We start from the raw sequence: 24,370 nt of genomic DNA on the forward strand, positions 1-24,370 counted from the left end.
CCGACCCGAGCCAATCAAAGCTTCTCAGAGGCCTGAACCGCGTCCGCTGCGAGCTGCTCGGGCTCGCAGAACGCCCAGGTCGACCCGCAACGCAGGAAGACCCCGGGCGACGCGGTTTAACCGAGCACGACCTCGACCTCGATCATCCGCCCATTGCGGAAAACCCGCAGCTTGACTTTATCCCCGATCCGATAGGCGTCGAGCAGGTCGATCAGCCTCTCGACCGAGTCGACCTCACGCCCGTCTACCGCAACGATCACATCGGCGGCAGCCAGATCCCCGTTCCTATTGATGATTGCGTCGCGCAGCCCGGCCCGCGCGGCAGGCGAACCCTCTTGGACCTGAAGGATCACCACCCCGGCGACGCCGACGGTCTCGGCGAGGCGCCGGCTCAGATCGCCATCCGTGGTGACGCCGAGCGAAGGCCGCACATAGCGACCGTAGGCGATCAGGCGCGGCACGACGCGGTTGATGGTATCCACGGGCACGGCAAAGCCGATCCCGGCAAAATTTCCGGACGGGCTGAAGATGGCCGTATTCATACCGATGACCCGCCCGGCGCTGTCGATCAAAGGGCCGCCCGAGTTTCCGGGATTGATCGCCGCGTCCGTCTGGATCAGATGTTCGATCTTGCGCCCCTCATCCGAGGGAATCGTCCGATCGAGCGCCGAGATCACGCCTCCGGTGAGCGAATAGTCCAGTCCGAACGGGTTGCCGATCGCAAAGACCTTCTGTCCCACCCTCAGGTCGTGACTCGAGCCGATCGCCACCGGCGGCGGCCCGCCGGCACCGGTATCGATCCGCAGTACGGCAATATCGTGCTCCGGACTGACGCCGACCAACACCGCCTCGTAAACGCGTTGACTGGAGAGCCGAACATAGGCCGCCTGCACGTCGGCAACCACATGATAATTCGTCACGACATGGCCATGACGGTCCCACATGAATCCGGATCCCGTACCGCGCGGGACCTCCAATAGATTGCGCGACAACAGATCCATGACCCGCCCGGAGGTCGTGATATAGACAACCGACGGACTGACCGACTCGAAAATCGCAATGGTCGTCTGCTCGTCCGCGGCCAACTCTCCGCGAGCCATGATCGCGCGTGGTTCGGCTTGATAGCGAATGAACAGATCCTCGATCCACGGCCGGCTCGCCAGCGCGAGCAGAAAGAAGATCACGAACCAAAACAGGAATCGACTGAGGGCGAAGGCGTGCATGGGTGCGCCGTAGCGTTGGACGGGCTTGGATTGTATACCGAGCGCACGTGGGTTTTTCGGAAAGCCGGGCGCGTCCCGCGCGCGTCGGGACAAGGCGCGCCGACGAGGCGTAGCGGCCCCTACGGCGGGGAGGCGCAACGCCGGCCCGGCGGGCGCGGGGCTTGCAGCGCGGCGAAACATCCAGGTGTGCTCGGTATGGACCGAGCGTGCGGGTCTCAGGCGAGCGCGTCACCCGGGTCGTCGGGCGGAATGGGCCAGACCGTAAGAATGGCCTGAACCAGGGTTGCAAGCGGGATCGCGAAAAACACGCCCCAGAAGCCCCAGAGCCCGCCGAACACCAAAATCGCCACGATGATCGCGACGGGATGCAGATTCACCACCTCGGAGAACAGCAGGGGCACCAAGACATTGCCGTCGAGTGCCTGAACGATGAAGTACGCGACCGCAAGCCAGATAAAGGTGGGAGTCCAGCCCCACTGGAACCAGGCGACCAATAAAACCGGCACCGTGACCACTGCAGCCCCGATGTAGGGAATCACCACGGAGAAGCCAACCAGCAAGGACAGAAGCATCGCGTATTTGAGCCCGAAGGCCACGAAGGTGGCGTAGCTGACCAACCAGACGATCAGGATCTCCCACGCCTTTCCCCTCACGTAGTTGGAGATCTGCCGATCGACGTCCCTCCAGATGTCGTTCACGATCGTACGATGCGTCGGCAGGAACCGACGAAACCATTTCATGATCAGCTCCTTGTCCTTCATGAAGAAGAACACGAGCAGCGGCATGAGGATGAGGTATACCAGGATCGTGATGATGCCGACGACGCTCGCGAGTGACCAGGAGAGCACACGCTGACCGAACATCACGGTCTCGGCTCGGATCGCCCCGATCAACTCGGCGACTTGGGCCTCGGTCACCAACTCCGGGTAGTGCTCGGGCAGATCCAGAAGGGCCGTGGTCGCAGCCGAGATCATCGACGGCAGTTGCTGCACCAGCTCGGTAATCTGCAGCGACACCGAGGGTAAGACGCCCACCAACACCAAGACGACGAACACCAAAAAGGCCACGTAAACCACCAAGACGCTCGCCAACCGCGGCAACCCGCGACGCTCGAGCGACCCGACCAGACCCTCCAACAAATAGGCGATGACGATGCTGGCCAAGACGGGCATGAGCATGCCGCCCATGGTGATGACCACGGCGAACAGGATCAGCAGCAGGATGGCCAGGAAGATGATCTGGGGGTCGGAAAAATAACGCCGAAACCAGTTCGCGACGATTCTCATGTGGACTGGATCAACCTTCCGAGGGGAATTTGGCTCGGTAGTCGCGATAATGTCGGGCGAACAACGCCTCGAGATCGTCGATGACCTCGCTTGCCGAACGACCCTGCAGGACGTGCGCGGACATGAGCGCCGAGGTCTCGTTGAGCATCGGTCCGCGGTCGAGCATCGCGTAGGTCTTCGACAGACGTTTGATCGCGGCGACCACGCTTTCCGTGCTCGGACGCGGGGCGGGAACCGGTTCGCGCGGCCCGCGATGCGGCTCAGGCGTCGCAGCCCCGCGCTGTGCGAGAAACTCGGCGAATGCGAGCAAGGTGTCACGCTCCGCGGCAGCAAGCGCACGGAACGAACGCACGAGACGCCGCTCCGACTCCGATCCTTGAATTCGACTCATCACGGGGAAACGCTCAGCGGAAGATGGAGGGTCGGATGCAGGGCAATCCGTCATAGATGGTCGGCGCCCAAGTCGCCGGAGCAAGAGCCGTCACGAGGTCCATCGTACTTCGGTGTCAGTCGTCGTGCTCACGGCAATAGGAACGCGCAAACTCAAGCAGCTCCTCCATGACGCGCAGTCGAAACTTCTGCTTCTGATGAACGAACGAGAAAGGGCGATCCAACGGCGGATCCAGGTTGAGCGCAACCAGAGTGCCCAGCTTGAGCTCTTTCTGAATCGTGGCCCCCGAGACGACCGACACACCCATTCCGGCCTCGACGGCGCCCTTCACGGCCTCGGGACTTCCCAGCTCCATCGAGACCTTCAGCACCGAATGACAGTCGTGCTGCAGGTTGAGGTAATCGTTGATCACCTCGCGGGTTCCCGAACCTTCTTCGCGGCAGATGAAGGGATACTCGAGGAGCCGCTCGAAGGTGACCATCTCGGCACCGGCAAGCGGATGACCCGGGGGTACGATCGCGAAGAGTTGATCGCGCTTGCAATGCTCGACGACGAGATTCTTGTTCCCGACCGGCGCCTCGACCACCCCGAGATCGATGGCATTGTTCTCCACCATCGAGACGATCCCGTCGCTATTGGAGACCTTCAGGTGGATGGTCACATCCGGATAGCGTTCCTTGAAATCTCCCAAGAGGGTCGGGAGCATGTACTCGGCGATGGTCGTGCTCGCGCCGATCGCCAGCGCGCCGGTGATCTCCCCGGTGATCTCGCGTACGGCGTTCTCCATCTCGGAATAGAGCTCGAAGATGCGATCCGCCGAGGCGAACACGGTCTTGCCGGCATCCGTTAGGCTGATCCGGTTGTGCGTCCGGTCGAACAGGCGCGTGTTGAAGTGTTCCTCCAGCTGTCGCACCTGAAAGGTCACGGCCGGCTGGGTCATATGCAGCACTTCGGCCGCCTTCGTGAAGCTGAGCAGCCGAGCGACCGTATGAAAAACCTGGAGTCTGCGATCTGCCATCCGGAGACCACGTCGAGATGACGACAGCGAAATAAAGCCGGTTTATATCACAATCACGGGATGCGGGGGTAGCTCTACGGGGTCATCCGATGCCGGCCGAACGAAGGCCGGAAACACGGGATTCGGCGCGATCAGGCTCCTCGAAATTTTTCCGCAACAACTCTGGATAAATGTGGCACCTTCACCTAAAGTGTGGCGCAGAAAAACAACGGACACCGACACGACGAGGAGCCATCCGCATGAATCAACAGATCGCTCGCGCGATTGCGACCGCCATCGCTGCCGGAGCATGTGTCGCTTCCGCCCAATCGTTCGCCGCGGGCTTTTCGCTCCCCGAGGTGTCGACGGCCGGCATCGGACTGGCAAACGCCTTGGTCGCGAATCCCGAGGAAACCGGTGCGTTTGCCTATAACCCCGCTGCCATGGGGTTTCATGATGGGTCGAGCGTCGCTCTGGGCGGAATCCTGATCGGCCCCAACTTCAGCGTCCGGACCGACTCGGGGCAACACGACAGCCAGGGTGCGGACTGGACGGCAGCCCCGATGATCCAGGCCGCGTTGCGGGTCAACGAGGATTGGCGTATCGGACTGGGGATTACAGCCCCTTTCGGGCTTGAGACCCGCTGGGAAGACGGAACCTTCCCCGCGCTGAGCGGCACTGTGCGCATACCGGTTCCGCCTCCGCTGGATCCGAACGTCCCGCGCGGCCAACCCACGGCAAGCAAGCTCGAGATCCTCGACTTCTCGCCGACGGTCGCCTATCGCGTCAACGATAACCTCAGCCTGTCCGGCGGCTTGGATATCTACTGGGTCAAAAACGCCCAGCTCGACTCCACCGCAGGGCGACTCAGCGGCGACGGAGCCGATGTCGGCTTCAACCTCAGCGCGCTCTATCGCTACGAGGCATGGAGCTTCGGCGCCGCCTTTCGATCCAGCGCAACCGTCGGCCTCGAAGGGGATTACCGGCCCTTGAGCCGCACCCTCGTGGCGATCGGCCGACTCCCGCCGGCACAGAGCGCCGAGGTGGACGTCGACCTGCCCTGGCGCCTACAGCTGGGCGTCCGCTACGCCGTTACCGAAGCACTGGCGGTCGAGTTCGATTGGACGCGCACGGGCTGGAGCTCCTTCAGTAAGCTCGAGGTCGAAGGCACAGGCACCGGAGAGACCATCTTCACCGATACGAACGACTGGAACGACAGCAATGCGTACCGACTCGGCGTCACTTACCAAATCCGACCGGACACCCAGCTCCGATTCGGCTATTCCTACGACGAGACCGGACAGGAAGATGCGCACTTCAGCGCACGTGTCCCGGACAACGACCGGCACCTCTTCGGAATCGGGGTGGCGCACCTCTTCGGCGACGGGCTCTCGATCGAATTGGGTTACATGTACGTCAAGGCGAATGATCGCACCATCAACAGCAGCACCCCGTATCGCGGCGGAGGCGTCAACGGAACGGATGCGATCGACGGCGATTACGAGATGGACGCTCACCTCATCGGGCTTGAGATCGTCAAGGTCTTCTGAACCGCGTCTGGAGCGATTTGCGCAGTTGGCGGACTGAATCGGCTACGGCCGAAACGACGGATGTCGGAGTTGACGCGGTTCAGGATGATCAGGAACACACGAAAAACGCCGCCCAGAGGGCGGCGTTTTTCGCTACAACCCCGTCTTCCGGCTGTAGCGTTGGGGTAAGCTCAAAGCGAGACCGTCGTAGAGTGCGCGAAGCGCACTCTAGATGTACAGACAGATGTCGCTTTCCCCCGCAAACTCAAAGAAGGCCGCGGCGCCAGCATACTCGATCCCGTCGATGAAATCGGCTGTGTCCATATCGAAGAGGTCGACCGTCATCTGACAGGCGATCAGCTTGACCTCGGCCTCTTGGCAGAGATCACGCAGTTCTTCCACGCTGGCAACGCCCTTGTCCTTCATCTTCTTCTTCATCATCGAGGTCATCATGCCCTGCATGCCGGGCAATGTCAGACCCAAGACCGGGAACCACTTGTCCATGCCCATCGGCATCGGCATTCCGGGGTTACCGAGCGGGGTCACCTCGAGGGCGAGCTTCTTCTTCAGGAGCTGGAGCCCGTAAAAGGTGAAGAAGATCTGTGTCTCGTACCCGAGCGCGGATGCGGTCGAGGCGAGGATAAAGGGCGGGTAAGCCCAGTCGAGAGAGCCTTTAGTGGCGATAATGGCGAGTTTCTTTTCTTCCATCGTGTCCTCCTCGCGGGTCGATCGCGGCGCGGGTTGATTGGTTTGAGCGAGACGGCTCTGACCGTCAGCCCTTCTTGATCAGGAAGTGGAATTTCCCGCCATCTTCCTTCGACTCCATCAGCTCGTTCCCGGTTTGCTTGGCGAAGGCATCGAAGTCCTTGACGGAACCCGGATCGGTGGCGACGACGTGAAGGACCTGGCCGGAATCCATGGCGTTTAGCGTCTTCTTCGCGCGTAAAATAGGGAGCGGACAATTCAGGCCGCTGGCGTCGAGCTCTTGGTCAAAATCTGCCATGGAGTACCTCCGGTCGGGTGCTGTTTTAGAATATCAGTAGACACAAGAATTCGGTTTTATAGGCGAAATAGGCCGAAAAGGCAAGACACCGAGAGCTGTCTCCCGGGGGCGCACTCGACGGTCGCGACCGTCGAGCTGCGGGAAGTGCGACGGCTCATGCGATCGGGTAGCCGTGACGGGCCCAGGCGATAATGCCGCCCCGAAGATTCAGAACGCGCTCGTAACCCTGCTGCATCATGTAGGCACAGGCTTGATACGAGCGCGCACCGCTGCGGCAGTACAGCACCACATCCCGATCCTTAGGCAACTCACTGATCCGAATCGGGATCAGATGCATGGGCAGCTGCATGGCATCGGGGATAGCGCCTTGCGCGACCTCCGCGGGCGTGCGGATATCCACAAGCAGCACATCCTCGCCGCTCGCGATCCTGCCGTGCAGGGATTCGGAGTCGATCTCGTTGATCACGTCGTTGTCCTACCACAAACCTAAGTATTTAAGTATATTAAGGACTTTTGACGGCCAACTCAACGACCCTTGCGGGCCATACAAACTGAAATGACCATGGAATTCCTTCCGATCTTTCAAGATGTCCGGGACAAACCCTGCTTAGTCGTCGGCGGCGGCGTCACCGCGGCCCGCAAGGTGGGCAGCCTGCTGCGAGCCGGCGCTGCCGTCACGGTCGTCGCACCCGACCTCGTCGATGCGCTGCACGATCAGGCCGCCGCGGGCGTGATTCGTCATCTCGCACGACGCTTCGAATCCGGCGACATCGAAGGCAACCGCCTCGTGATCGCCGCAACGGACGACCGCGGGGTCAACCGTCGCGTCGCCGAGCTCGCCCGCGAGTACGACATCCCGGTCAACGTCATCGACGACCCGGATGCCTGCACCTTCTTGTTGCCATCGATCGTGGATCGCTCCCCCGTCGTGGTGGCGATCTCGACCGGCAAGGCGTCGCCCGTGCTGGCGCGACTGCTGCGGACCCGACTCGAATCCATCATCCCGGCCGGTTACGGACGGCTCGGTGAGCTATGCGCCCGCTATCGCGACCGGGTCAAAGAGCGTTTCAGCGCCCTGCCCGATCGGCGTCGATTCTGGGATCGCGTCCTGGAAGGCGCTGTCGCGGAACGCATCTTCGCCGGCCAATTCGCCGAGGCCGAGGCGGTGATCGAGCGCGAATTGGCCCCCGATGCGCTCGAATCCGATATGGGCGAGGTCTACCTCGTCGGCGCCGGCCCGGGTGATCCCGACCTCCTGACCTTCCGCGCCCTGCGTCTGATGCAACAGGCCGATGTCGTCGTTTACGACCGCCTCGTCGCCGAGCCCATCCTCGAGATGACGCGCCGCGACGCCCGCCGCATCTACGTCGGTAAACAGCGCAACCACCATGCGATGCGGCAGGAAGAGATCAACCGACTGCTTGCCGATCTCGCCAAGGACGGTCATCGCGTTCTGCGCCTGAAGGGCGGCGATCCCTTTATCTTCGGACGCGGGGGCGAGGAGATCGACACCCTCGCCGCGGAGGGCGTGCCCTTCCAGGTCGTTCCCGGCATCACGGCGGCCGCCGGCTGTGCCAGCTATACCGGCATCCCGCTGACCCACCGCGACTACGCCCAATCCGTAACCTTCGTGACCGGCCATCTCAAGGACGGCACCATGAACCTGAACTGGCACGCGCTCGCGCAGCCGAGCCAAACGGTGGTCTTTTACATGGGCCTTGCGGGCCTGCCGATCATCGTCGACCAGTTGATCGCGCACGGCGTCTCGCCGCAGATGCCTATCGCGCTCATCCAGCAGGGAACGACCCACTTGCAGCGGGTCTACTCGGGCACGCTCAAGACCATCGTGGAGCTGGTCGAGGCCGATCCTCCGGAGCCGCCGACCCTGATCATCGTCGGCGAGGTCGTGAAGCTGCGCGAAAAGCTGAGCTGGTTCCGCCCGCCGGACGAGCCGCAGCTCGGAGCCACGACACGCCTGGTCAGCTGAACTAAACTGCGCCTCGCTAGGTCATGCACCGTTCTTGGTCGATCGCGACCTTTCGCTCCCCCAGGACGTCGGAGCCGCCGCAGTTTAGATCATTAGATTGGTCTTTTTTTTATCCTAAAACGCGTCGACTCCAACCTTGAAAATATCGTCCAATGTCGACGCAACACGACAAGAGCACATACGGCAAGGGACGCGGTTTAGCAGCGGTTTAGCGCGTGATGCGGTCTTCCGTTCCGCTGATCAGGTTTCGGATATTGCTGCGGTGCCGCCAGAAGAGCAGACCCGTGATGATGAGCTGCATCCCGATCAAGACGTTGTCGGGCCAGAAGATCCACACGATGACGGGTGCGAGCGCCATGGAGATCAAGGCAGACAACGAGGAGATCTTGAGCACCTTGGCGACAAAGAGCCAGATGGCGGCCACCGAGAGGCCGATCGGCCAGAAGAGCCCGATCTGCACGCCCAGGGCCGTGGCCACACCCTTGCCGCCGCGGAACCCGAAAAAGACCGGATAGAGGTGGCCGATGAAGGCGGCCAAACCGATGCCTGCGAGCACCGCCGGCCCGGCGCCGAGGAGATGGCCGGCCACCATCGGGATGATACCCTTCAGGCTGTCGCCGACGAGCGTGATAGCAGCGGCCTTCTTGCCGCCGATTCGCAGCACGTTGGTCGCACCGGGATTGTTGGAGCCCTGCGTGCGCGGGTCGGGCAATCCCATCAAACGGCAAACGATGATGGCGCTGGACACCGAGCCCAGCAGGTAGGCGGCGACGATCAGGAGCGAGGCTGTAATCATGGGCGGCAATTGGACATGGGAAGCCGGTACAGGTCAAGCGAATGGCAGACCTCCGCGGCAGCCCCGTTCAGTGGGTCCAGCCAACGCCCGTGCAGCGCGGTTTCTTAAGATCGGCGGATTGTCGAGTTGAACTCGATGCCGCTGGCGGTCGGGTCAGCGAAAAAAGACGACTGCAAGTCGTCGATCCCGGGGTGTTGGCGCTTCGCGGCGATCGCAGGCGTCGCTTCCGGCAGGGTCGCATAGGGCCTGCGGCGGTCCGCACTCGCTGAATTGAAGACGACGAAACCTTCGGATGGAGCTGGTCCAACATGAAGAAAGACAACATCCTAGACCGCGTTCGCGACAACGGCGGCGAACCCCTCGGACCTCACGCCGACACGAAACCATCACATGTCCCGCCGGACGCGGTCTAGCGAGCATGGACAGGGTATTCATTCGCGGCCTGAAGATCGACACCACCATCGGCATCCACGACTGGGAGAGGCGCATCCGCCGACCCGTCGTTTTGGATTTGGAGATGGCGAGCGACATCGGGCGCGGCGCCGCCACCGATCGCATCGAAGACGCACTGGACTACGAGACCGTCACCCGGCGCCTGGAGCAATTCGTCTCCGAAAGCCGCTTCGAGCTGGTGGAGACGCTCGCCGAACGCTGTGCGTCCATCCTGATCGACGATCTCGGGATCCCCTGGGTGCGGCTCACGCTGAGCAAGCCAGGTGCCGTCGGCGAAGGCGTGGACGTGGGTGTGGTGATCGAGCGCGGCGATCCGGGCTAGTACCTCGTTCCACCTTATTTTGCATGCTCAGAGCCCCCCCAAAGGCGTCAGGGCAAGGCACAGACCGCGGGGAATAGTGGGTGCTATTTCCAAGGGCTGTAACGCTGCCCTGGCGCCTTTGGGGGGCTCCCGAAGGGGCGAGGCGAGAAGCGTTCAGCGCCGTTGTTGCGCGAGCTTGAAAGAGGGTCACTCTTCCTTCACTCGCGCGCCTAGCCGCTGAACACTTCTCGCCTCGCTGAGCACGCAAAATAAGGTGGAACGAGGTACTAGGGCCGGGAGATCATTTCGCAGGGTTTCCGGTCACCTCGACATCAATGAGGACCTCGTTGCGACGCAGAAAGCCAGGCGTGAAGGGATCATTGTAGTAGGCATAGACTGCAGGACCTGCGGGCGTCAGGCCGCGGGAGGCCATCCAGGTCCGCAGCGCCGCCTCCTGCTCCGCAATCGCGGCGTCGGAGGTCGAGCCGCTGAAACGAACCGCCGCGCGTCGCTGGGCAGGGATCTCGCGCAGTCGGACCTCGGATGAACCCGGCGCGGGTAGCTCGTCCAGACTGTACCGGGAAGGCATGATGAAGCGAACCGACCAGGCGTCCTCCCCCGTCGGCGATTGGATCACCGGGGCCGTCATGGCGATCCGCTCGACGCGCGTCTCGGGGCGCTGCTGGATCACGGGTGCGGTCATCGCGATCTTCTCCCCTTCACGCTCCTTGGCAAAAATGTAGCGCGCGAGCGGCCCGAACCCGGCACCGAGCGCTTCGCGACGGGCGCCGCTACGCGTCGTCTCCGCGACGACGAGTGCGGGATAGTCCCGGATCTCGAAGGCACCGTCACTCTCCACCGCCACATAGTCGGGCGTCTCGACGTTTTGAACCACGAAGACGAAGATGGCCATGGCGACGATGCCGAGCGCCAACACCACTCCGACGATCAGTAGGAGTGTCTTCATCCCTCGCCCCGCGAGGCCAAGCCACCGATGCGCAGCAGTTGAGTGACCAGCTCGCCCGTGTCGTCCGGCTGATCGGCTCGGCCTGCCGGTGTCCAGGAATAATCCGTCTCGAGCCGGTAGGATCCCAGAAACTCGTAAGGGACCTCGCCGCCCCACTCGGCGGGTGACAGCATCGAGAAAAAGGGCTCACCGACCGCCTTGCGGTAGAGGTGATAGGTCCGGCCCGGGATGCGTTTGAAGGCACACTGCGCACGCGTCAGCGTCTGTTCCTCCTTGGCATCCGCAAGGACCTTACGCGCCTCTTGTTGAAGCAGCTTGATCTGGTCGGCGATGACCCGGAGCTTCGCCCCCGTCCGGGCGCCCAACATCGACTCCGCCAGCGCGACCTCTTTGGCCAGCTCGCCGGAATCGAAGGCCGGAGCCAAACGGCTCACCGGATAGGGCGAACTGTGCGCGGCGCCGCGGTGAAGCACGCCTTTGTCGTCGTTGCTCATCTGCGTGTCTCTCTTGTTTTGTCGTCCGTCCGAGGATCGACGGTATGCCCGGTATATAGTGTCGAGGTGCGAAAAGCACGAACGAGGATTTCACGATGGACGACACGACCGAAAGGAGCGGCGACACCGACCGCACGGGGGCGACTGAGGTCTCGGCCCGCCTCGCCGCGCAAATCCGTGACGAGATCGCGGCCGCCGGGGGCCGCCTGCCTTTCGACCGCTTCATGGAGTTGGCACTCTACGCACCGGGCCTCGGCTACTACGTCGCCGGTGCCGTGAAGCTCGGACGTGACGGCGACTTCGTGACCGCGCCCGAGATCTCGCCACTTTTCGGGCGCTGCCTTGCCGTCCAGTGTGCCGAGGTGCTCGATCGACTCGGCGGCGGCGATCTTCTCGAGCTCGGTGCCGGTACCGGCACACTCACGGTCGAGGTACTCTGCGCCCTGGAGCAACGCAATGCCCTGCCCCGCCGTTACCTGATTCTGGAGCCGAGCCCGGATCTTCAAGAGCGCCAGCGTGCGCTGATCCAAGAGCGGATTCCGCATCTGGCCGAACGCTGCGCCTGGCTATCCCGGCTGCCGGCGACGCTGCGCGGGGTCGTTCTCGCCAACGAGGTGCTGGACGCCATGCCGGTGCATCGCTTCAGCATCCGAGATGACGGCGGGATCGACGAGGTCTTCGTCACCGAGCGCGCCGGCGCGTTCCTCGAGGTCACCGCGCCGGTGCGTTCACTCGGACTCGCCGACGCCCTCGGCGCACTGCACGCCGAGGGTTTTGCGAAAACGCCGGGGTACAGCTCGGAGATCAACCTGCGCCTGCCGGCGTGGATGAAGGCGTTGGGCCGCGCGCTGGATACCGGTCTCGTCCTGCTCGTCGACTACGGCTATCCGCGCCCCGCCTACTACCAGCCCGACCGGACCATGGGGACACTCATGTGCCACGTACGCCACCAGGCCCACGGCGACCCCTGCGCCCATATCGGGCTGCAGGACATCACGGCGCATGTCGATTTCACCGCGGTCGCAGAGGCCGGGGATGCCGCAGGCTTCGAGCTCGCCGGTTTCACGACACAGGCGAACTTCCTGATCGGCTGCGGAATCGACCGAATCCTATCCGAATCACCCGACGCCTTCGACCTGACCCCGGGCGCGAAGCAATTGCTCCTGCCGACGATCATGGGGGAGCGGTTCAAGGTCATGGGGCTGACGAAGGGGATCGACGGGGCACTGTGCGGATTCTCGATCCGAGACCTGAGTGAACGGCTCTGAACCGCGTCGGTCACACCCGGTGCAGACGTTGACTCGGTTCGAGCGCGGACCCACTCATCGGCGTCGGAGTCGACGCGGTCCAGAACAAGAAAACGAAAAATTCATCACTTGAATCGCGTCCCCGCAACGGCCGCAAGTCCCGCAAGCCGCGAACTCGATCTCGACTTTCCGTATCCCAAAAAGACGCGATTCAATGCTGAATAACGGCGAAGATGGCGCCCTGCGGATCGCCGAGGAAGGCGAACCGCCCGACGTTCGGGACCTCCATCGGATCCATGACGACGCTGCCGCCCAAGCGCTTGGTCGTGTCGATGGCGCGATCGCAATCCTCGACCCCGAAATAGATCGACCAGTTCGGCGGCATCGAGCCCCATTGGGCATCGAGCTCGATCATCCCGCCGACCTCCTTGCCGTCAAGCTCGAACAGGGTATAACGCCCGTCCATCAAGCTCTTGCTGGTCCGTGCGGTCCAGCCGAAGAGGTCCTGGTAGAAGCGCGTCGCGGCCTTGGTGTTGCGGGTCTGCAGTTCGCTCCAGCTACGCGCGCCCTCGGTGTTGTCGATCTCGGCACCGAACAGCGAGCCCGGCTCCCAGAGGCCGAGCACGGCGCCGGTGGGATCCTGAATGAAGGCCATGCGTCCGAGCTGCATCACATCGACCGCGGGCATCACCAGGCGGCCGCCCAGCTCGACGGCCTGCTCGGCGCTCGCCTGAACGTCCATCACCCGGACATAGCTCGCCCAATAGGGAAAGGCGCCTTGCTCGGGCGCCATCTCGTAGAGTGCGGCAGCGCGCTTGCCGTTGCGCTTGAGGATGCTGTAAGGCACCTCGTACTCGGTCGCGAGGTCCTCGGAGGTCCAGCCGAAGATCTCGCCGTAGAAGGTCTTCGCGGCCTCGGGCGCATTGGTCGCCAGATCGACCCAGCAGAAGGTCCCGGCTGGGTAGCTTGTCATCTCGGCCATGGGGCGTTCCTCGTTTCGGATCCTGGACTCGGATCCTTCAGGTTGAATGCTGCGAGCTCAATCGCCATCCGGATCGCTGCGCCGGCCTTTGCGGCCGGTCAAGCGGCGCGGCGGCGGATCGCCGTCCATCATCATGAGCATGCGCTCCTCCTCGGCGAGACGCTTGGCCGCGAGATGTTTCTCTTGGCGCACCCGGGCGGTATATCCGAGCGCGGCACCCCCTGCCGTCGTCAGGGTGAGCAGCCCGAGCGTGACGAACTGAGCCAACATCATGGCCACACCGAGACCGACGGCACCGCCGACCACGACACCGGTCTTGAGGTTCGCACCCATCGAACCCCGGTGCCGGACCTTGGCCTGGAGGACCGCGTTGTCGCGACCGACCTTGGCACGGATCTGCTCGGCCTTGACCCGGATCTTCTCGCGCTCCTTGGAAAAGCGCTCGCTCACGCGCGAGACGGTACGATGGCGGTCCGCCGCAACGATGGTATTGAACCAAAAGGCGACCAACGTGCCGATCGAGCCGCCCAAAAGCAGGAAGAGCGGCCAGGTCGTGTGCCAATCGGTGCTCAAGGCCGTGTACACCAGGAGACCCGTGACACCCTGGAGTAGAAAGATCCCGATCAGGAAGCGGACCAAGCTACCCACACCGGTTGGAATGATATTCATCGTCTTAGTCTGCACTCCCTGGCGTCGAGCGGGTCAGGCACTCGGCGGCTCGTTCTTCAGGATGCCCGCAACGCCGGGGATCAGCCGACCGATGGCCGCACCGGTCTCGGATTGGCCCGATCCGCCCAGCATGAACAACCACACCGGTTCCACGGTCGCCATTGTCCCCGCATGATCCGATTGTGGCGCCCCGACGTCCCGGAGTCGATCGCGGATCGTCGCCAGGCTCTCAGGTCGACCGCCGAGCGCCGGGGCAATGTCGCGATCGAAGGCGTCGACAACCGCGTACAGGTACTCGATCCCGAGGCCGGAGAGATCCGCAACGAGCCGGTAGTCACCGGGCCCTCCATGCAGTAGATCCGGACCGAGACCGGCAACGAGGAAGGGACCGGATCCCTTCTGCAGACGCGTCGCGAGGGTCGCCTCGCCCCGTTCGCGCAGTTCCTGGATCAGCTTCCCGCGCATCCGATCGGAGAGATCAGCGGCGACTTGATTGAACAAAGGCATCCCTCCGAGCTCCGCATCGACTGGGATCAAAAAAACATGAGCATCGGGGCGCGGTGCGGGCTCGGCGTCGTCGCCGACCGCCGAATAGGTCTCCACGAGTCGAAATAATTCGCGGTGACGGTCCTGATCGGTCTGCGCAAGGCGCTCGACATTCGGGCCGATCATGACGAAGGTGTAGACGCCGAAACCGGGTATCGCACGCCGATACAAACGATCGACGCCGTTCGAGCTCCCGATACGCACCGCCGATCCCGCCGACGGGAAATAGGCCATCGCGTGGTCGCGTGCGAGACGCGTGGGCCCGCTGCTCGAGCCGTTCAACTCGAGATGGCGCGTGAGCCCGTCGGCTGCCGCCGTCTCGATCGCGCGTCGCGCCTGAGGCGCACTCAGAGCGCGGGCGCGCTCCGCAACCGCAGGCATGGCCTGGTCCCCGCCCTTTGCGACCATCTCACGCACGATGTCCGTCGTCGGAGCGCAGTTACCGAGGATCAGCGCCTCGGTGCCTTCGGCCGGGTCGATCACAGACGAATACAGGCTTGCCACCAATGCATCGAGCCCGTCACGCGTCGAGACCGACATGGATCGTGCAGACAAACACTCGGCCGCCACCTCGGCCCGAAGAATCGCGGGATCTTGGCTGAAGAGCACCGGTGGCGCGCCGGGATCGTTGAACAACACACCGTCGACCGGACGAGGCTCGGCCGCAAGCGCGTCGGACGGAACCACCCCGCCCGTCGGCGCTTCGGACGCAAGGGAATCGTCCAAGCCCTCCCATCGTGGAGGCTCCGTCGCCCGAGCGACACCAGGGTCCGTTGTCGACGCGGCGCCCCCCGGGAGATCCGGTCGCACACCGGCACAACCGGCGAGCGAGACGGCGAGCCCGAGCAACCCACACGCCGCGACGGCTCGCACCCGCGGGGCCGCCCGAATCGGGCGAGCCCGGAGCGCAGGCCCCGCGAGGGTGCGGTGCAAAGGTGTCTCCACGATGTGACCGTCTCCGATATCGGGTCAGTAGGAATCCACTCGGCGCCGGACTGCGCGCCGGCGACGCTCTTGTCCATGCCCGCGTGCCTCAGCGCAGAGGGGACCGCGCGGTATGCAGCATAACGGATCGCGCGGACCGATCCGATGCAATTTCGATCCGTTGCGATGCGAAACCGGTTGTCGATCGACCCGTGCGCCCCGACGTCCGGACTGCTCGGAGTGCGACATTGCATCGCGTATGGCCGGAACATGCGAGCATTGCAGCCCCGATTCACCCCCGAACGGCAAAGACCATGTATCCGATCGACAAACCCTACTCGGAAGCCTGCGAAGAAAACAAGCGCCCGATTCTCGACGTGATCGGCCCGCTTTTTCAAGAGGCCCGTCACCTTCTCGAGATCGGAAGCGGCACCGGTCAGCATGCGGTCTTCTTCGCCGCTGCCATCCCCCATCTGATCTGGCAGACCAGCGACTGCGCGCACAATCTTCCGGGAATCCGGGCCTGGCTGGACGATGCCGCCCTGCCCAATCTACCGCCCGTCCGCGTGCTCGACGTGACCGGCCTGTGGCCGGAGGAGCGCTTCGATGCCGTCTTCAGCGCCAACACCGCACACATCATGTCGGAATCGCAGGTGGAGGCAATGTTCGAGGGCGTCGGCCGAGTCCTGATCGATGGCGGGCACTTCGTGCTGTACGGGCCCTTCAACGTTGGCGGTCGCTACACCAGCGAGAGCAACGCACGCTTCGACGCCATGCTGCGCTCGCGCGACCCCGCGATGGGCATCCGCGACCTCGACCTTCTGATCCGAATGGCCCGCGACAACGGCATGGAGCTGATCGCGGATCACCCGATGCCGGTCAACAACCGCACCTTGGTTTGGCAGCGTATCCCTTAAACCGCGCCCGGCGCGGTCTGCGATGTCTGCGGACAGGAACAGCCGCGGCAGACTTAACGACCGTTGGAGACGGCGCGGTTTAAGATATCGAAAAGTTAAATTCTAAGCCGCGTCTCCCCAAAGGTCGGAAAAGACCCTAAGCCCGACCCTCGATGAAAACAACGCATTTCACTCGGGACGCGGTTTAGTCACAATCCAGAAGAAAGCTGAGCACCACACTCTACGTCGTAATGGTTGTGGTCGTCGTTGTCGAGAACGACAACAACCAAAACGAAAGATATTCTCTCGGCGAGTCGTTTTCCTTATTGATGAACCATTTCCTGGTGAGATCCCATGCCCGAGATGCCGACAGACGACCCCCGGATCGCACGTGCCCGCGCGGCATGGCGATTTCGCGGGCAGACACGACCCGACTTCGCCATTGAGCCCGGCCCTGATCAAGAGTCCGTCTGGGACTACCCTCGTCCGCCCGCGATCCGCCCCGAGCCACGACCCGTCCGAGTCCTCGCCGGCACGGTGACCCTGGCCGATTCCAACCGTGCGGTTCGGGTCTGCGAGACCGGCAGCCCGCCGACGCTCTATGTCCCGCCGCAGGATGTCGCGATGGCGCTCCTGACGGTCTCGCCGACGCGCAGCTTCTGCGAATGGAAAGGCCAGGCACGCTATTTCCGGGTCAAGAATGCCGCCGGCCCCGCGATCGACGTCGCCTGGTGCTATCCGGAGCCTCTCGCGGGCTTCGAGCCCCATGCGGGGTGGATCTGCTTCTATCCCGGACGGGTCGCGTGTTTCCTCGACGGGGAACGCGTGATTGCGCAGCCCGGCGGCTATTACGGCGGATGGATCACCGCCGACGTCGTCGGTCCATTCAAGGGCGAGTCCGGGACCTCGCACTGGTAACGGAACCGATGCCGAAAGCACCCGTCACGCAAGCCGTCCGCGCACTGCGCGCCGCCAAGGTGGACTTCGAAGACCACCCCTACACCTACGTCGACGGAGGCGGAACGGCGCAGTTTGCGCGCGAGCATGGCGTCGACGAGCACCTGGTCGTGAAGACCTTGATCATGGAGGACGATCGGGGCAACCCGATGATCGTGCTGATGCACGGGGATCGGCAAGTGTCCACCCAAGCCCTTGCACGCGCCATCGGCGTAAAACGCGTCCAACCCTGCGCGCCGGAGATCGCGGACAAGCATTCGGGTTATCAGGTCGGCGGCACCTCGCCCTTCGGCACGCGGCGCGCCATGCCGGTTTACTGCGATAGCGGAATCGCCGCACTGCCGCGGATCTACATCAACGGAGGCAAGCGCGGCTACATCATCTCGCTTGCGACCGCCGATGCACTCGCGCTCCTCAAACCCACACTGGTCGAGATGGCGACCTGAACGAAGTCGACCGTCGAGCTGGACCGTCGGCCGTTCCGCGAACTCTGGCCGAGGCCTCCGGAACAGTCCGAAGGCGGACCGATCGGCCCGTCTGGGGCCTGCGCCGGTTCGAGCCCCGCCACTCAAGAGTGCCGAACCAGCCCCTCGGCCAACCCACCGCGACGCCAGAAGCGCCGGGCCGAGGATCGCGTCAGCCGATAGACGATCCCCTCGCAGGGGTCGAGCCGGACCTCGTCGAGGCCCCGGCGTTTGATCCGCGCTTCGAGCACGGCGATCGTTCCCTCCAGCGCCTCCAATGCGGTCGACCAGCCCGCGAGATCCCGCTCCAGCAGCGCCGCACCGAGCCGGTCCCAGAGCACGAGTTGGCGCCGCCCCGGGAGCGACTCCTGCGGCGACCATCCCTCAAGCGAGCGGTGCGCAACCCCACACCATCGTGCCAGACCCGCGGTCAGCGGATCATCCCCGATCACCGCGTCCGGAGGCTCGCCCGAGCGCTCCGGCAGCACGCCGCCGCCCCAGGTCCAGATGCCGCTGATCGCCGGACGCCGGACCTGCTCGCGGAGACGATTGACCTCACTGCCGTAAAAGAGCATCTGAACCTCGTTCATCAGGCCACGCCAGCGCCGGGCATCCGCACCGCTCGGGAGATCGATCGGGACAGGCCCGCCGACGACGCGCTCGAGGGTCTCGGTGCGCAGGTCCAGGATCCGATCCGATTTTAGATACCACCGATTCGGGTGTGGCGCGGTGAGGCGCAGCCCATCTGCGGCGAAATGGCTGTTGAAGAGTGCAACCAGGGCATCCGCCTCTGCACGGTCGGGCGCGACACCCTCGCCGGCAAAGAGCAATAGGCGGTCGCGATCCGGGCGCAGATGCACCGGATCGGCATGCATCCAATAGCCGTCGCACCGCGCATCCGATGCCTCGCCGAGGAGGCTGAGCGAGGCCGTCGGGGCGTCCTCGTCCGGGTCGATCGAAACGCCGACGTCCCTCAAAAGTGCGATCCCAGCGCTGTGCCCGCCGGCCGGGATAAGATCCGCGCGCGCGAGCAGCCGATCGATGGCCGAAACCTTCGGGAGTGTCTCCGGGGCCGCCGGGATCGGGCCGAGGAGGCCAGGGCAGATGAGAGTCAGCATGATGATTCCGGAACGGCGGAGACGGCGACAGCCTGAGCCTCAGCGACGCCCCGACAGCCTCACGGACACCCAGCCGAGACCGAGGAGAAGCACGGCCAGCAACACCGGGAGCGGTCGTTCCGCCGCAAGAAAAAGTAGGCTCGCCAGACTGACCAGGATAAACACCAAGGGCGGCAGCGGATACCAGGGCACCCGAAAGGGTCGCGGCAGGTTCGGCTCGCGCCGACGCAAACGGACGACACCGGCGACGGTGATGACCGCGAAGAGTGTGAGCGTGAAACCCGCAAAGCTCAAGACGCCCTCGAATGAGCCCGTGAGGATCATCGCAAGCGCCAAACCCTGTTGCAGCAACACCGCACGGGTCGGTGCGCCGCGCCGATTGCGCACACCGAGCGGTCGGAAGAACGGCAGATCTTCGCCGATACGCTCCAAGACGCGCGGTCCAGCAAGCACCATGGCGCTGACGGTCGAGACCAGCAAGAGGGTCAGCACCAAGCTCATGAGATGCCCGCCGACGGCGCCGAAGATGGTCTCGGCGGAGAGCGCACCGACCTCGACGCGACCGACCAAGGCGCCGTAGTCGACGGTGCGCAGGAAGGTCAGATTGAGCAGAAGATACAGCAGCGTGACACTCAGCGTGCCGAGCAGCAGCGCCCGAGGAACCGCACGGTGCGGGTCCTGGACCTCGTCCACCACATAGGCGGCGGCGTTCCACCCGGAGTAGGCATAGGCGACATAAATCAAGGACACGGCGAATGGCGCACTCCAAACCGCCTCGAGCGTCATTGCGGAGGGCAGCACTGAAAGACTGCCCGAGGTCGCCGGCAGAGCAAGCCCAACGACACAGAACAGCAGGATGACAGCAATCTTCAGCCAGGTGGCGACGACCTGCACGCGCCGCCCCAGATCCAGGTCGAAGGCGTGCACGGCCGTGATCAGGACCAAGGCCGTCACCGCGATCGCCGTGGGCGGCGCCGGAAGGACGGTCGCGGCATAGTGACCCATCGCCATCGCTGCCAAGGCCACCGGGGCCGCGAAACCGACCGTCACGGACACCCAGCCGGCCAACTGGCCGAGCAGCGGATGAAAGATCCGCGATAAGAAGTGGTACTCCCCGCCCGAGCGTGGCAAGGCAGCGGCCAACTCCGCGTAGGAGAGTGCACCGCAGAGCGCAATCAGGCCGCCGATCAGCCAGAGCAGCAGCAAGGCTGCGCCGTCGGGGATTCCGGCCGCCTGGAGGCCGAGCGTCGTGAACACGCCTGTCCCGATCATGTTGGCGACGACGATCAGGATCGCGGTGCGTCGGTCGATAAAGCGGGGTCTGCTCATGGCTACGGCATCGCAGTCCGTGTCGTCGTTGCCTCGAATCGATCGCAATCGAATCAACGAACAAGACGTGGATCAAGATCGAAGGATTCGAGCGTTGCCGTCGCGAACACCGCGCCTGACGCCGCATGACCGGGATTCAACACAAAGTTGCGTTGCTGCGGAATCAGGACACTCGGAACCGACAGCGCGAGTGATTGGCCGCCGGCCAACCAGGCGCTTCCGATCGCCGCGGTCGAGACAGGTGCGGGATCGTCTCGCCAATCCTCGGGCAGTCCGGCGTCGTCCAGAACCAGCACATCCTCATCGGGAAGATCGAGGGTCACCAAACAATACCGATTCAGCACCTCGCTGCGATGCAGATGCACCAGAAGCTCGAGAGCCGCCAGCGCGATGCTGTCCAAGGTGTACACGGCCGCATTACCCTTGCGATTCCAGCGTCCGCCGTAGACCTTCGCGCCCGAACCGTCCAGGGCGTTGTCGGCGAATCGTTCCTTGACGAGCCGAAAGACCCGCATCAGCTGTAGACGCCATGCTCCAGACGCCCGATGAGGTCGTGCACCTGCGTGGCGCCGGCCTCGGTATCCAGATGCTCGATCGGCGCCGTCCCGCCCAGCGCCTTCGCCGGCTCGCCGAGCCACCCGGACGCGGCGGAGGCGTCGCCCTCGAAGAGATCCACCGCATCGCCGAACGCAGCCGCGATGCGGTAGACACGATCGCTCTCTTCCGGAGACAGGCGCCCGTCGGGGCTGCGCCGACGCCGGGTCAGAGTGGACGGTGCAATCTTGGCGATTCGCAGCAGAGTCTGCTGCGGCCGGTCGAGGATCTCGGCCAGCCGCTCGATGACGGTCACCGGAAAGCCACGGCGGCTCTCGGCGACCAGACCCGCCCGATCGGTCGGAAGTCCGAGGCGCAGAAAGACCGTCGCCCCACCTCCGGGAGCGATCTCGGCGTCGGCGGCACCGGAAGACACCGGAATCCGGAAAACTCTCGCGTGCGACTCCATCACAGACCCTCGAAATGCGATATGGCATTAAGAGTACACCCAAACGGCAATCACGCAAGCCCGGGCTCAGCGATCGCCCCGTGGCCGGCCCCACTTGGGACCGCGCGCGAAGGGGGACTCGCCGCTCGGTCGTTTGGACTGCCAAGGTTTTGCCCCGGGGCGGATCTGTCGGCGCTTGGGCACCGGGGGCGTCAGACCGGCCAGCGCCATCAAGGTCTTCTGCTCGTCCTCGGACAAGGGTCGCCAGTTTCCGGTATAGAGGCGTCGCCCGAGCTCGATATTGCCGTAGCGAATGCGGATAAGCCGACTCACCTGGCAGCCGGCGGCCTCCCAGAGACGGCGCACCTCGCGGTTGCGACCCTCGCGCAGGACGACATGAAACCAGCGATTCGCGCCCGTGCCGCCGCGCTCTGTTACGGCGTCGAACTTGGCGAGCCCGTCTTCCAGGTCGATGCCGGCGGCAAGACGTTCGAGCGTTCCTTCGGGCACCTCGCCAAGGATACGCACGGCGTACTCGCGCTCGACCTCGCGCGAGGGATGCATGAGCCGGTTTGCCAACTCGCCGTCGGTGGTGAAGAGGATGAGTCCGGAGGTATTGATGTCGAGCCGCCCGACCGCGATCCATCGGCCCTCTTTGGGTTTGGGCAGGCGACGAAACACGGTCGGGCGCTCCTCGGGATCGCGGCGCGTGACCAGCTCGCCTTCGGGCTTGTGGTAAGCGATGACTTGAGAAATCTTATCTCGCCGCCCCTTGAGCTTGACGTCTTGCCCGTCGATACGGATCCGATCCCGGCTGGTGACCCGATCGCCGAGCTTGGCGAGATCACCGTTGACCCGGATCCGCCCCTCGCTGATCCAACCCTCGATGGTTCGACGCGAGCCCAGTCCAGCGTCGGCAAGGGCCTTCTGCAGGCGCACGGGCTCATCGGCAGGTGGCGGCGGAGGGGAACGTCGGTCGGTTGTCATATCGGGCTCTCGGGTTTATCGTCTTGGGCGGTCAGCGTCCAGGGGCTTGCTTCCTGCTTCCTGCTTCCTGCTATCGGCCTAAAAAGAGTCGTTGAACCGCAAAGGCGCAAAGGACGCTAAGGCGTTCAATGCCTTGCTTCAATGACGCTATTCACGCGAAAGGCGAACATCGTCATTGCAAATTTTTGTTTTCCTTTGCGTCCTTTGCGTCTTTGCGGTTCTCAATGCCGGATTTAGGATCGGCCATCAGCTATCGATTCGGTTTGCGGCTTGGATTCGGTTCTCAGACGGCAGAGTGAAGCTGGCGGCTGGCGGCTGGCGGCTGGCGGCTGGCGGCGATCCTACGATCATACACCAGCGTCGTCTCGGGGCTTTTTATCCGCGGCATCGTGGGTGGGAGCCTCCAGCGCCAATGCCTCGTCGATCAGGAAATCCGGGGCGCGGATCTCGGCGAGGGTCGGCAGCTCGTTGAGGGACCGAAGACCGAAATAATCCAGGAACTTGCGCGTAGTCGCGAAGAGCGCAGGTCGGCCGGGAACATCACGATGGCCGACCACACGGATCCACTCCCGCTCGGTCAGGGTCTTGACGATCTGCGTGCTGACGGCGACCCCGCGGATGTCCTCGATCTCGCCGCGTGTGATCGGCTGCCGATAGGCGATCAGCGAGAGCGTCTCGAGCAGGGCGCGCGAGTAGCGCGGGGGTCGCTCGTCCCACAGGCGGGCCACCCAAGGGGCGATGCTCGCGCGCACCTGAACACGCCAGCCGCCGGCAACCTCGACGATCTCGAGACCGCGCTCGGCATAGTCCTGCTGCAGTGCGCCGATCGCCGCGAGCACATCGGCACGCGACGGACGTTCCTCGTCCAGAAAGAGCGCCAAGAGCTGGTCCGCGGTCAGCGGCCCGCCCGCGGCGACCAGAGCGGCTTCGACGATCTGCTTAAGCACCTGCCGCCTCGTCGAGGACTTCGCCCGCCGCCGTCTCGCGCAGACGCACATGAATGGGGGCGAACGGCTCGGCCTGGACCAGCTCCAATGTCGCCGCCTTGATCAGCTCCAAGAGCGCGAGAAAGCTCACCACAACGCCTTGGCGTCCCTCGGTGATATCGAAGAGGTCCGTGAAGGCGAGGAAACCGCCGTCGCTCAGACGCTCGAGCACCCACGACATGCGCTCGCGCAGCGACAAGGACTCACGCTCGACGCGATGGCGCGTGAAGAGATCGGCGCGGGCCATCACCTCGCGCATGGCGAGAAGCAGCTCGCGAAAATCGACATCGGGTGGGACGCGCTGAACATGACCGGGCGGCACCTCGGCCCGGACGGCAAAGACGTCCCGCTCCAACCTTGGAAGTGCGTCCAGATCCTGCGCAGCCTGCTTGAACCGCTCGTACTCCTGGAGCCGACGCACCAGCTCGGCGCGCGGATCCTCGCCCTCCTCCTCCGCGGCCTGCACACGCGGCAGGAGCATCCGGGATTTGATCTCGGCCAACATTGCAGCCATAACCAAATACTCCGCTGCCAGTTCCAGGCGCAGCTCGGTCATGAGATCGACGTATTCGATGTACTGCGCGGTGATGGCCGCGATCGGGATATCCAAGATGTCGAGATTCTGTCGCTTGATCAGATAGAGCAGTAGATCCAGCGGTCCTTCGAAGGCATCCAAAAAGACCTCGAGCGCGTCCGGCGGAATATAGAGATCCACAGGCAAGGTCAGGAAAGGCAAGCCCCGCACCATGGCGAAGGGCGCCACCTCGAGCGGCATCTCCTGCTGTTGCCCCGGCGGCGGCTGCCGGTCTGTGCCTTCATCCGCCATACTTGAGTCCCTAAATTTGGGTGTTCTAAA

At 63.9% G+C, this 24,370-nt stretch carries 27 protein-coding genes; 7 read left to right on the forward strand and 20 right to left on the reverse strand.

Annotated elements, in window-relative coordinates:
• Positions 1 to 116: 116 nt before the first annotated feature.
• From LT988_RS03650 to LT988_RS03665, 4 genes are all read right to left on the reverse strand, one after another.
• On the reverse strand, positions 117 to 1,223 hold the full coding sequence (locus tag LT988_RS03650; RefSeq protein WP_232408882.1) for a S1C family serine protease: 1,107 nt from the start codon (positions 1,221 to 1,223) through the stop codon (positions 117 to 119).
• A 215-nt stretch (positions 1,224 to 1,438) separates the two neighbouring features.
• Positions 1,439 to 2,509: an AI-2E family transporter gene (locus LT988_RS03655; RefSeq protein ID WP_232408883.1), complete on the reverse strand. Its 1,071-nt coding sequence runs from the start codon at positions 2,507 to 2,509 to the stop codon at positions 1,439 to 1,441.
• A gap of 10 nt (positions 2,510 to 2,519) precedes the next feature.
• Positions 2,520 to 2,900: a hypothetical protein gene (locus tag LT988_RS03660; RefSeq protein ID WP_232408884.1), complete on the reverse strand. Its 381-nt coding sequence runs from the start codon at positions 2,898 to 2,900 to the stop codon at positions 2,520 to 2,522.
• 115 nt (positions 2,901 to 3,015) lie between these two features.
• Entirely contained in the window at positions 3,016 to 3,918 is a 903-nt protein-coding gene (locus LT988_RS03665; RefSeq protein WP_232408885.1) for a LysR substrate-binding domain-containing protein, read from the reverse strand.
• 239 nt (positions 3,919 to 4,157) lie between these two features.
• On the opposite strand from LT988_RS03665, the gene LT988_RS03670 reads away from it, so the two are divergent.
• Positions 4,158 to 5,447, forward strand: coding sequence for an OmpP1/FadL family transporter (locus LT988_RS03670; RefSeq protein WP_232408887.1), 1,290 nt, complete (start codon positions 4,158 to 4,160; stop codon positions 5,445 to 5,447).
• A gap of 207 nt (positions 5,448 to 5,654) precedes the next feature.
• Here the strand turns inward: LT988_RS03670 and dsrE2 are convergent, their stop codons facing one another.
• From dsrE2 to LT988_RS03685, 3 genes are all read right to left on the reverse strand, one after another.
• Complete coding sequence (gene dsrE2, locus LT988_RS03675) at positions 5,655 to 6,134, reverse strand: sulfur carrier protein DsrE2 (RefSeq protein ID WP_232408888.1); 480 nt, start codon at positions 6,132 to 6,134, stop codon at positions 5,655 to 5,657.
• Between the two features lie 64 nt (positions 6,135 to 6,198).
• On the reverse strand, positions 6,199 to 6,429 hold the full coding sequence (locus LT988_RS03680; protein ID WP_120799473.1) for a sulfurtransferase TusA family protein: 231 nt from the start codon (positions 6,427 to 6,429) through the stop codon (positions 6,199 to 6,201).
• A 154-nt stretch (positions 6,430 to 6,583) separates the two neighbouring features.
• Positions 6,584 to 6,895, reverse strand: coding sequence for a rhd_2599 family sulfurtransferase (locus LT988_RS03685; RefSeq protein ID WP_232408889.1), 312 nt, complete (start codon positions 6,893 to 6,895; stop codon positions 6,584 to 6,586).
• Between the two features lie 96 nt (positions 6,896 to 6,991).
• Between LT988_RS03685 and cysG the strand changes: the two genes are divergently transcribed.
• Positions 6,992 to 8,416: a siroheme synthase CysG gene (gene cysG, locus LT988_RS03690; protein WP_232408890.1), complete on the forward strand. Its 1,425-nt coding sequence runs from the start codon at positions 6,992 to 6,994 to the stop codon at positions 8,414 to 8,416.
• 208 nt (positions 8,417 to 8,624) lie between these two features.
• Here the strand turns inward: cysG and plsY are convergent, their stop codons facing one another.
• The gene (gene plsY / locus LT988_RS03695; protein WP_232408891.1) at positions 8,625 to 9,212 is read right to left on the reverse strand and encodes a glycerol-3-phosphate 1-O-acyltransferase PlsY; all 588 of its coding nucleotides are present in this window, start codon (positions 9,210 to 9,212) and stop codon (positions 8,625 to 8,627) included.
• 418 nt (positions 9,213 to 9,630) lie between these two features.
• Between plsY and folB the strand changes: the two genes are divergently transcribed.
• Positions 9,631 to 9,987 carry a dihydroneopterin aldolase gene (gene folB, locus LT988_RS03700; protein ID WP_232408892.1) on the forward strand — a complete coding sequence of 119 codons (357 nt, stop codon included), beginning with the start codon at positions 9,631 to 9,633 and terminating at the stop codon, positions 9,985 to 9,987.
• 280 nt (positions 9,988 to 10,267) lie between these two features.
• Here the strand turns inward: folB and LT988_RS03705 are convergent, their stop codons facing one another.
• Positions 10,268 to 10,933 (reverse strand): SOUL family heme-binding protein, encoded by a 666-nt coding sequence (locus LT988_RS03705; RefSeq protein WP_232408893.1) that lies wholly within the window; start codon positions 10,931 to 10,933, stop codon positions 10,268 to 10,270.
• On the reverse strand, positions 10,930 to 11,427 hold the full coding sequence (locus LT988_RS03710; protein WP_232408894.1) for a DUF2452 domain-containing protein: 498 nt from the start codon (positions 11,425 to 11,427) through the stop codon (positions 10,930 to 10,932). Before LT988_RS03710 ends, LT988_RS03705 begins: the two co-directional genes overlap by 4 nt.
• A gap of 95 nt (positions 11,428 to 11,522) precedes the next feature.
• Between LT988_RS03710 and LT988_RS03715 the strand changes: the two genes are divergently transcribed.
• Positions 11,523 to 12,695, forward strand: a complete 1,173-nt coding sequence (locus tag LT988_RS03715; protein ID WP_232408895.1) for a class I SAM-dependent methyltransferase — start codon at positions 11,523 to 11,525, stop codon at positions 12,693 to 12,695.
• A gap of 190 nt (positions 12,696 to 12,885) precedes the next feature.
• On the opposite strand, the gene LT988_RS03720 is transcribed toward LT988_RS03715, so the two are convergent.
• The 3 genes from LT988_RS03720 to LT988_RS03730 are packed head-to-tail and all read right to left on the reverse strand — an operon-like array spanning position 12,886 to position 15,597.
• Positions 12,886 to 13,656, reverse strand: coding sequence for a VOC family protein (locus LT988_RS03720; RefSeq protein ID WP_232408896.1), 771 nt, complete (start codon positions 13,654 to 13,656; stop codon positions 12,886 to 12,888).
• Between the two features lie 57 nt (positions 13,657 to 13,713).
• On the reverse strand, positions 13,714 to 14,325 hold the full coding sequence (locus LT988_RS03725; RefSeq protein ID WP_232408897.1) for a hypothetical protein: 612 nt from the start codon (positions 14,323 to 14,325) through the stop codon (positions 13,714 to 13,716).
• A gap of 33 nt (positions 14,326 to 14,358) precedes the next feature.
• On the reverse strand, positions 14,359 to 15,597 hold the full coding sequence (locus tag LT988_RS03730) for a hypothetical protein (protein WP_232408898.1): 1,239 nt from the start codon (positions 15,595 to 15,597) through the stop codon (positions 14,359 to 14,361).
• A gap of 512 nt (positions 15,598 to 16,109) precedes the next feature.
• On the opposite strand from LT988_RS03730, the gene LT988_RS03735 reads away from it, so the two are divergent.
• From LT988_RS03735 to LT988_RS03745, 3 genes are all read left to right on the forward strand, one after another.
• A complete protein-coding gene (locus LT988_RS03735) occupies positions 16,110 to 16,712 on the forward strand; it encodes a DUF938 domain-containing protein (protein WP_232408899.1) in 603 nt (200 codons plus the stop codon).
• A gap of 333 nt (positions 16,713 to 17,045) precedes the next feature.
• Positions 17,046 to 17,609, forward strand: a complete 564-nt coding sequence (locus LT988_RS03740) for a DUF427 domain-containing protein (RefSeq protein WP_232408900.1) — start codon at positions 17,046 to 17,048, stop codon at positions 17,607 to 17,609.
• An 8-nt stretch (positions 17,610 to 17,617) separates the two neighbouring features.
• Positions 17,618 to 18,094, forward strand: coding sequence for a YbaK/EbsC family protein (locus LT988_RS03745; RefSeq protein ID WP_232408901.1), 477 nt, complete (start codon positions 17,618 to 17,620; stop codon positions 18,092 to 18,094).
• A gap of 122 nt (positions 18,095 to 18,216) precedes the next feature.
• Here the strand turns inward: LT988_RS03745 and LT988_RS03750 are convergent, their stop codons facing one another.
• The 7 genes from LT988_RS03750 to LT988_RS03780 form a co-directional block, all read right to left on the reverse strand.
• Positions 18,217 to 19,230, reverse strand: coding sequence for a phosphoglycerate mutase (locus tag LT988_RS03750; RefSeq protein WP_232408902.1), 1,014 nt, complete (start codon positions 19,228 to 19,230; stop codon positions 18,217 to 18,219).
• Between the two features lie 39 nt (positions 19,231 to 19,269).
• The gene (locus LT988_RS03755; RefSeq protein ID WP_232408903.1) at positions 19,270 to 20,559 is read right to left on the reverse strand and encodes an APC family permease; all 1,290 of its coding nucleotides are present in this window, start codon (positions 20,557 to 20,559) and stop codon (positions 19,270 to 19,272) included.
• Positions 20,560 to 20,612: 53 nt separating this feature from the next.
• Positions 20,613 to 21,074 carry an RES family NAD+ phosphorylase gene (locus LT988_RS03760; RefSeq protein WP_232408904.1) on the reverse strand — a complete coding sequence of 154 codons (462 nt, stop codon included), beginning with the start codon at positions 21,072 to 21,074 and terminating at the stop codon, positions 20,613 to 20,615.
• Positions 21,074 to 21,562, reverse strand: a complete 489-nt coding sequence (gene parS / locus LT988_RS03765) for a type II RES/Xre toxin-antitoxin system antitoxin (protein WP_232408905.1) — start codon at positions 21,560 to 21,562, stop codon at positions 21,074 to 21,076. Before parS ends, LT988_RS03760 begins: the two co-directional genes overlap by 1 nt.
• Positions 21,563 to 21,628: 66 nt before the next feature.
• Entirely contained in the window at positions 21,629 to 22,528 is a 900-nt protein-coding gene (gene rluB, locus LT988_RS03770; protein ID WP_232408906.1) for a 23S rRNA pseudouridine(2605) synthase RluB, read from the reverse strand.
• Positions 22,529 to 22,875: 347 nt separating this feature from the next.
• Positions 22,876 to 23,526, reverse strand: a complete 651-nt coding sequence (gene scpB, locus LT988_RS03775; protein ID WP_232408907.1) for an SMC-Scp complex subunit ScpB — start codon at positions 23,524 to 23,526, stop codon at positions 22,876 to 22,878.
• Positions 23,468 to 24,340 carry a segregation and condensation protein A gene (locus LT988_RS03780; protein ID WP_408648040.1) on the reverse strand — a complete coding sequence of 291 codons (873 nt, stop codon included), beginning with the start codon at positions 24,338 to 24,340 and terminating at the stop codon, positions 23,468 to 23,470. The genes scpB and LT988_RS03780 overlap by 59 nt, the downstream gene beginning before the upstream one ends.
• Positions 24,341 to 24,370 lie beyond the last annotated feature (30 nt).

This window comes from Thiocapsa bogorovii, assembly GCF_021228795.1.
Classification (GTDB): Bacteria; Pseudomonadota; Gammaproteobacteria; order Chromatiales; family Chromatiaceae; genus Thiocapsa; species Thiocapsa bogorovii.

Excerpts from the sequence above, each read along its gene's own strand:
- LT988_RS03750 (WP_232408902.1), bottom strand. The coding sequence starts at position 19,230 with ATGCTGACTCTCATCTGCCCTGGCCTCCTCGGCCCGATCCCGGCGGCC.
- LT988_RS03720 (WP_232408896.1), bottom strand. The coding sequence starts at position 13,656 with ATGGCCGAGATGACAAGCTACCCAGCCGGGACCTTCTGCTGGGTCGAT.
- LT988_RS03665 (WP_232408885.1), bottom strand. The coding sequence starts at position 3,918 with ATGGCAGATCGCAGACTCCAGGTTTTTCATACGGTCGCTCGGCTGCTC.
- cysG (WP_232408890.1), top strand. The coding sequence starts at position 6,992 with ATGGAATTCCTTCCGATCTTTCAAGATGTCCGGGACAAACCCTGCTTA.
- LT988_RS03715 (WP_232408895.1), top strand. The coding sequence starts at position 11,523 with ATGGACGACACGACCGAAAGGAGCGGCGACACCGACCGCACGGGGGCG.
- LT988_RS03670 (WP_232408887.1), top strand. The coding sequence starts at position 4,158 with ATGAATCAACAGATCGCTCGCGCGATTGCGACCGCCATCGCTGCCGGA.
- LT988_RS03710 (WP_232408894.1), bottom strand. The coding sequence starts at position 11,427 with ATGAGCAACGACGACAAAGGCGTGCTTCACCGCGGCGCCGCGCACAGT.
- scpB (WP_232408907.1), bottom strand. The coding sequence starts at position 23,526 with ATGTGCGTCTGCGCGAGACGGCGGCGGGCGAAGTCCTCGACGAGGCGG.
- rluB (WP_232408906.1), bottom strand. The coding sequence starts at position 22,528 with ATGACAACCGACCGACGTTCCCCTCCGCCGCCACCTGCCGATGAGCCC.
- LT988_RS03725 (WP_232408897.1), bottom strand. The coding sequence starts at position 14,325 with ATGAATATCATTCCAACCGGTGTGGGTAGCTTGGTCCGCTTCCTGATC.
- LT988_RS03780 (WP_408648040.1), bottom strand. The coding sequence starts at position 24,340 with ATGGCGGATGAAGGCACAGACCGGCAGCCGCCGCCGGGGCAACAGCAG.
- LT988_RS03705 (WP_232408893.1), bottom strand. The coding sequence starts at position 10,933 with ATGAAGACACTCCTACTGATCGTCGGAGTGGTGTTGGCGCTCGGCATC.
- dsrE2 (WP_232408888.1), bottom strand. The coding sequence starts at position 6,134 with ATGGAAGAAAAGAAACTCGCCATTATCGCCACTAAAGGCTCTCTCGAC.
- LT988_RS03745 (WP_232408901.1), top strand. The coding sequence starts at position 17,618 with ATGCCGAAAGCACCCGTCACGCAAGCCGTCCGCGCACTGCGCGCCGCC.
- parS (WP_232408905.1), bottom strand. The coding sequence starts at position 21,562 with ATGGAGTCGCACGCGAGAGTTTTCCGGATTCCGGTGTCTTCCGGTGCC.
- LT988_RS03655 (WP_232408883.1), bottom strand. The coding sequence starts at position 2,509 with ATGAGAATCGTCGCGAACTGGTTTCGGCGTTATTTTTCCGACCCCCAG.
- LT988_RS03680 (WP_120799473.1), bottom strand. The coding sequence starts at position 6,429 with ATGGCAGATTTTGACCAAGAGCTCGACGCCAGCGGCCTGAATTGTCCG.
- plsY (WP_232408891.1), bottom strand. The coding sequence starts at position 9,212 with ATGATTACAGCCTCGCTCCTGATCGTCGCCGCCTACCTGCTGGGCTCG.
- LT988_RS03760 (WP_232408904.1), bottom strand. The coding sequence starts at position 21,074 with ATGCGGGTCTTTCGGCTCGTCAAGGAACGATTCGCCGACAACGCCCTG.
- LT988_RS03660 (WP_232408884.1), bottom strand. The coding sequence starts at position 2,900 with ATGAGTCGAATTCAAGGATCGGAGTCGGAGCGGCGTCTCGTGCGTTCG.
- LT988_RS03740 (WP_232408900.1), top strand. The coding sequence starts at position 17,046 with ATGCCCGAGATGCCGACAGACGACCCCCGGATCGCACGTGCCCGCGCG.
- LT988_RS03650 (WP_232408882.1), bottom strand. The coding sequence starts at position 1,223 with ATGCACGCCTTCGCCCTCAGTCGATTCCTGTTTTGGTTCGTGATCTTC.
- LT988_RS03755 (WP_232408903.1), bottom strand. The coding sequence starts at position 20,559 with ATGAGCAGACCCCGCTTTATCGACCGACGCACCGCGATCCTGATCGTC.
- folB (WP_232408892.1), top strand. The coding sequence starts at position 9,631 with ATGGACAGGGTATTCATTCGCGGCCTGAAGATCGACACCACCATCGGC.
- LT988_RS03735 (WP_232408899.1), top strand. The coding sequence starts at position 16,110 with ATGTATCCGATCGACAAACCCTACTCGGAAGCCTGCGAAGAAAACAAG.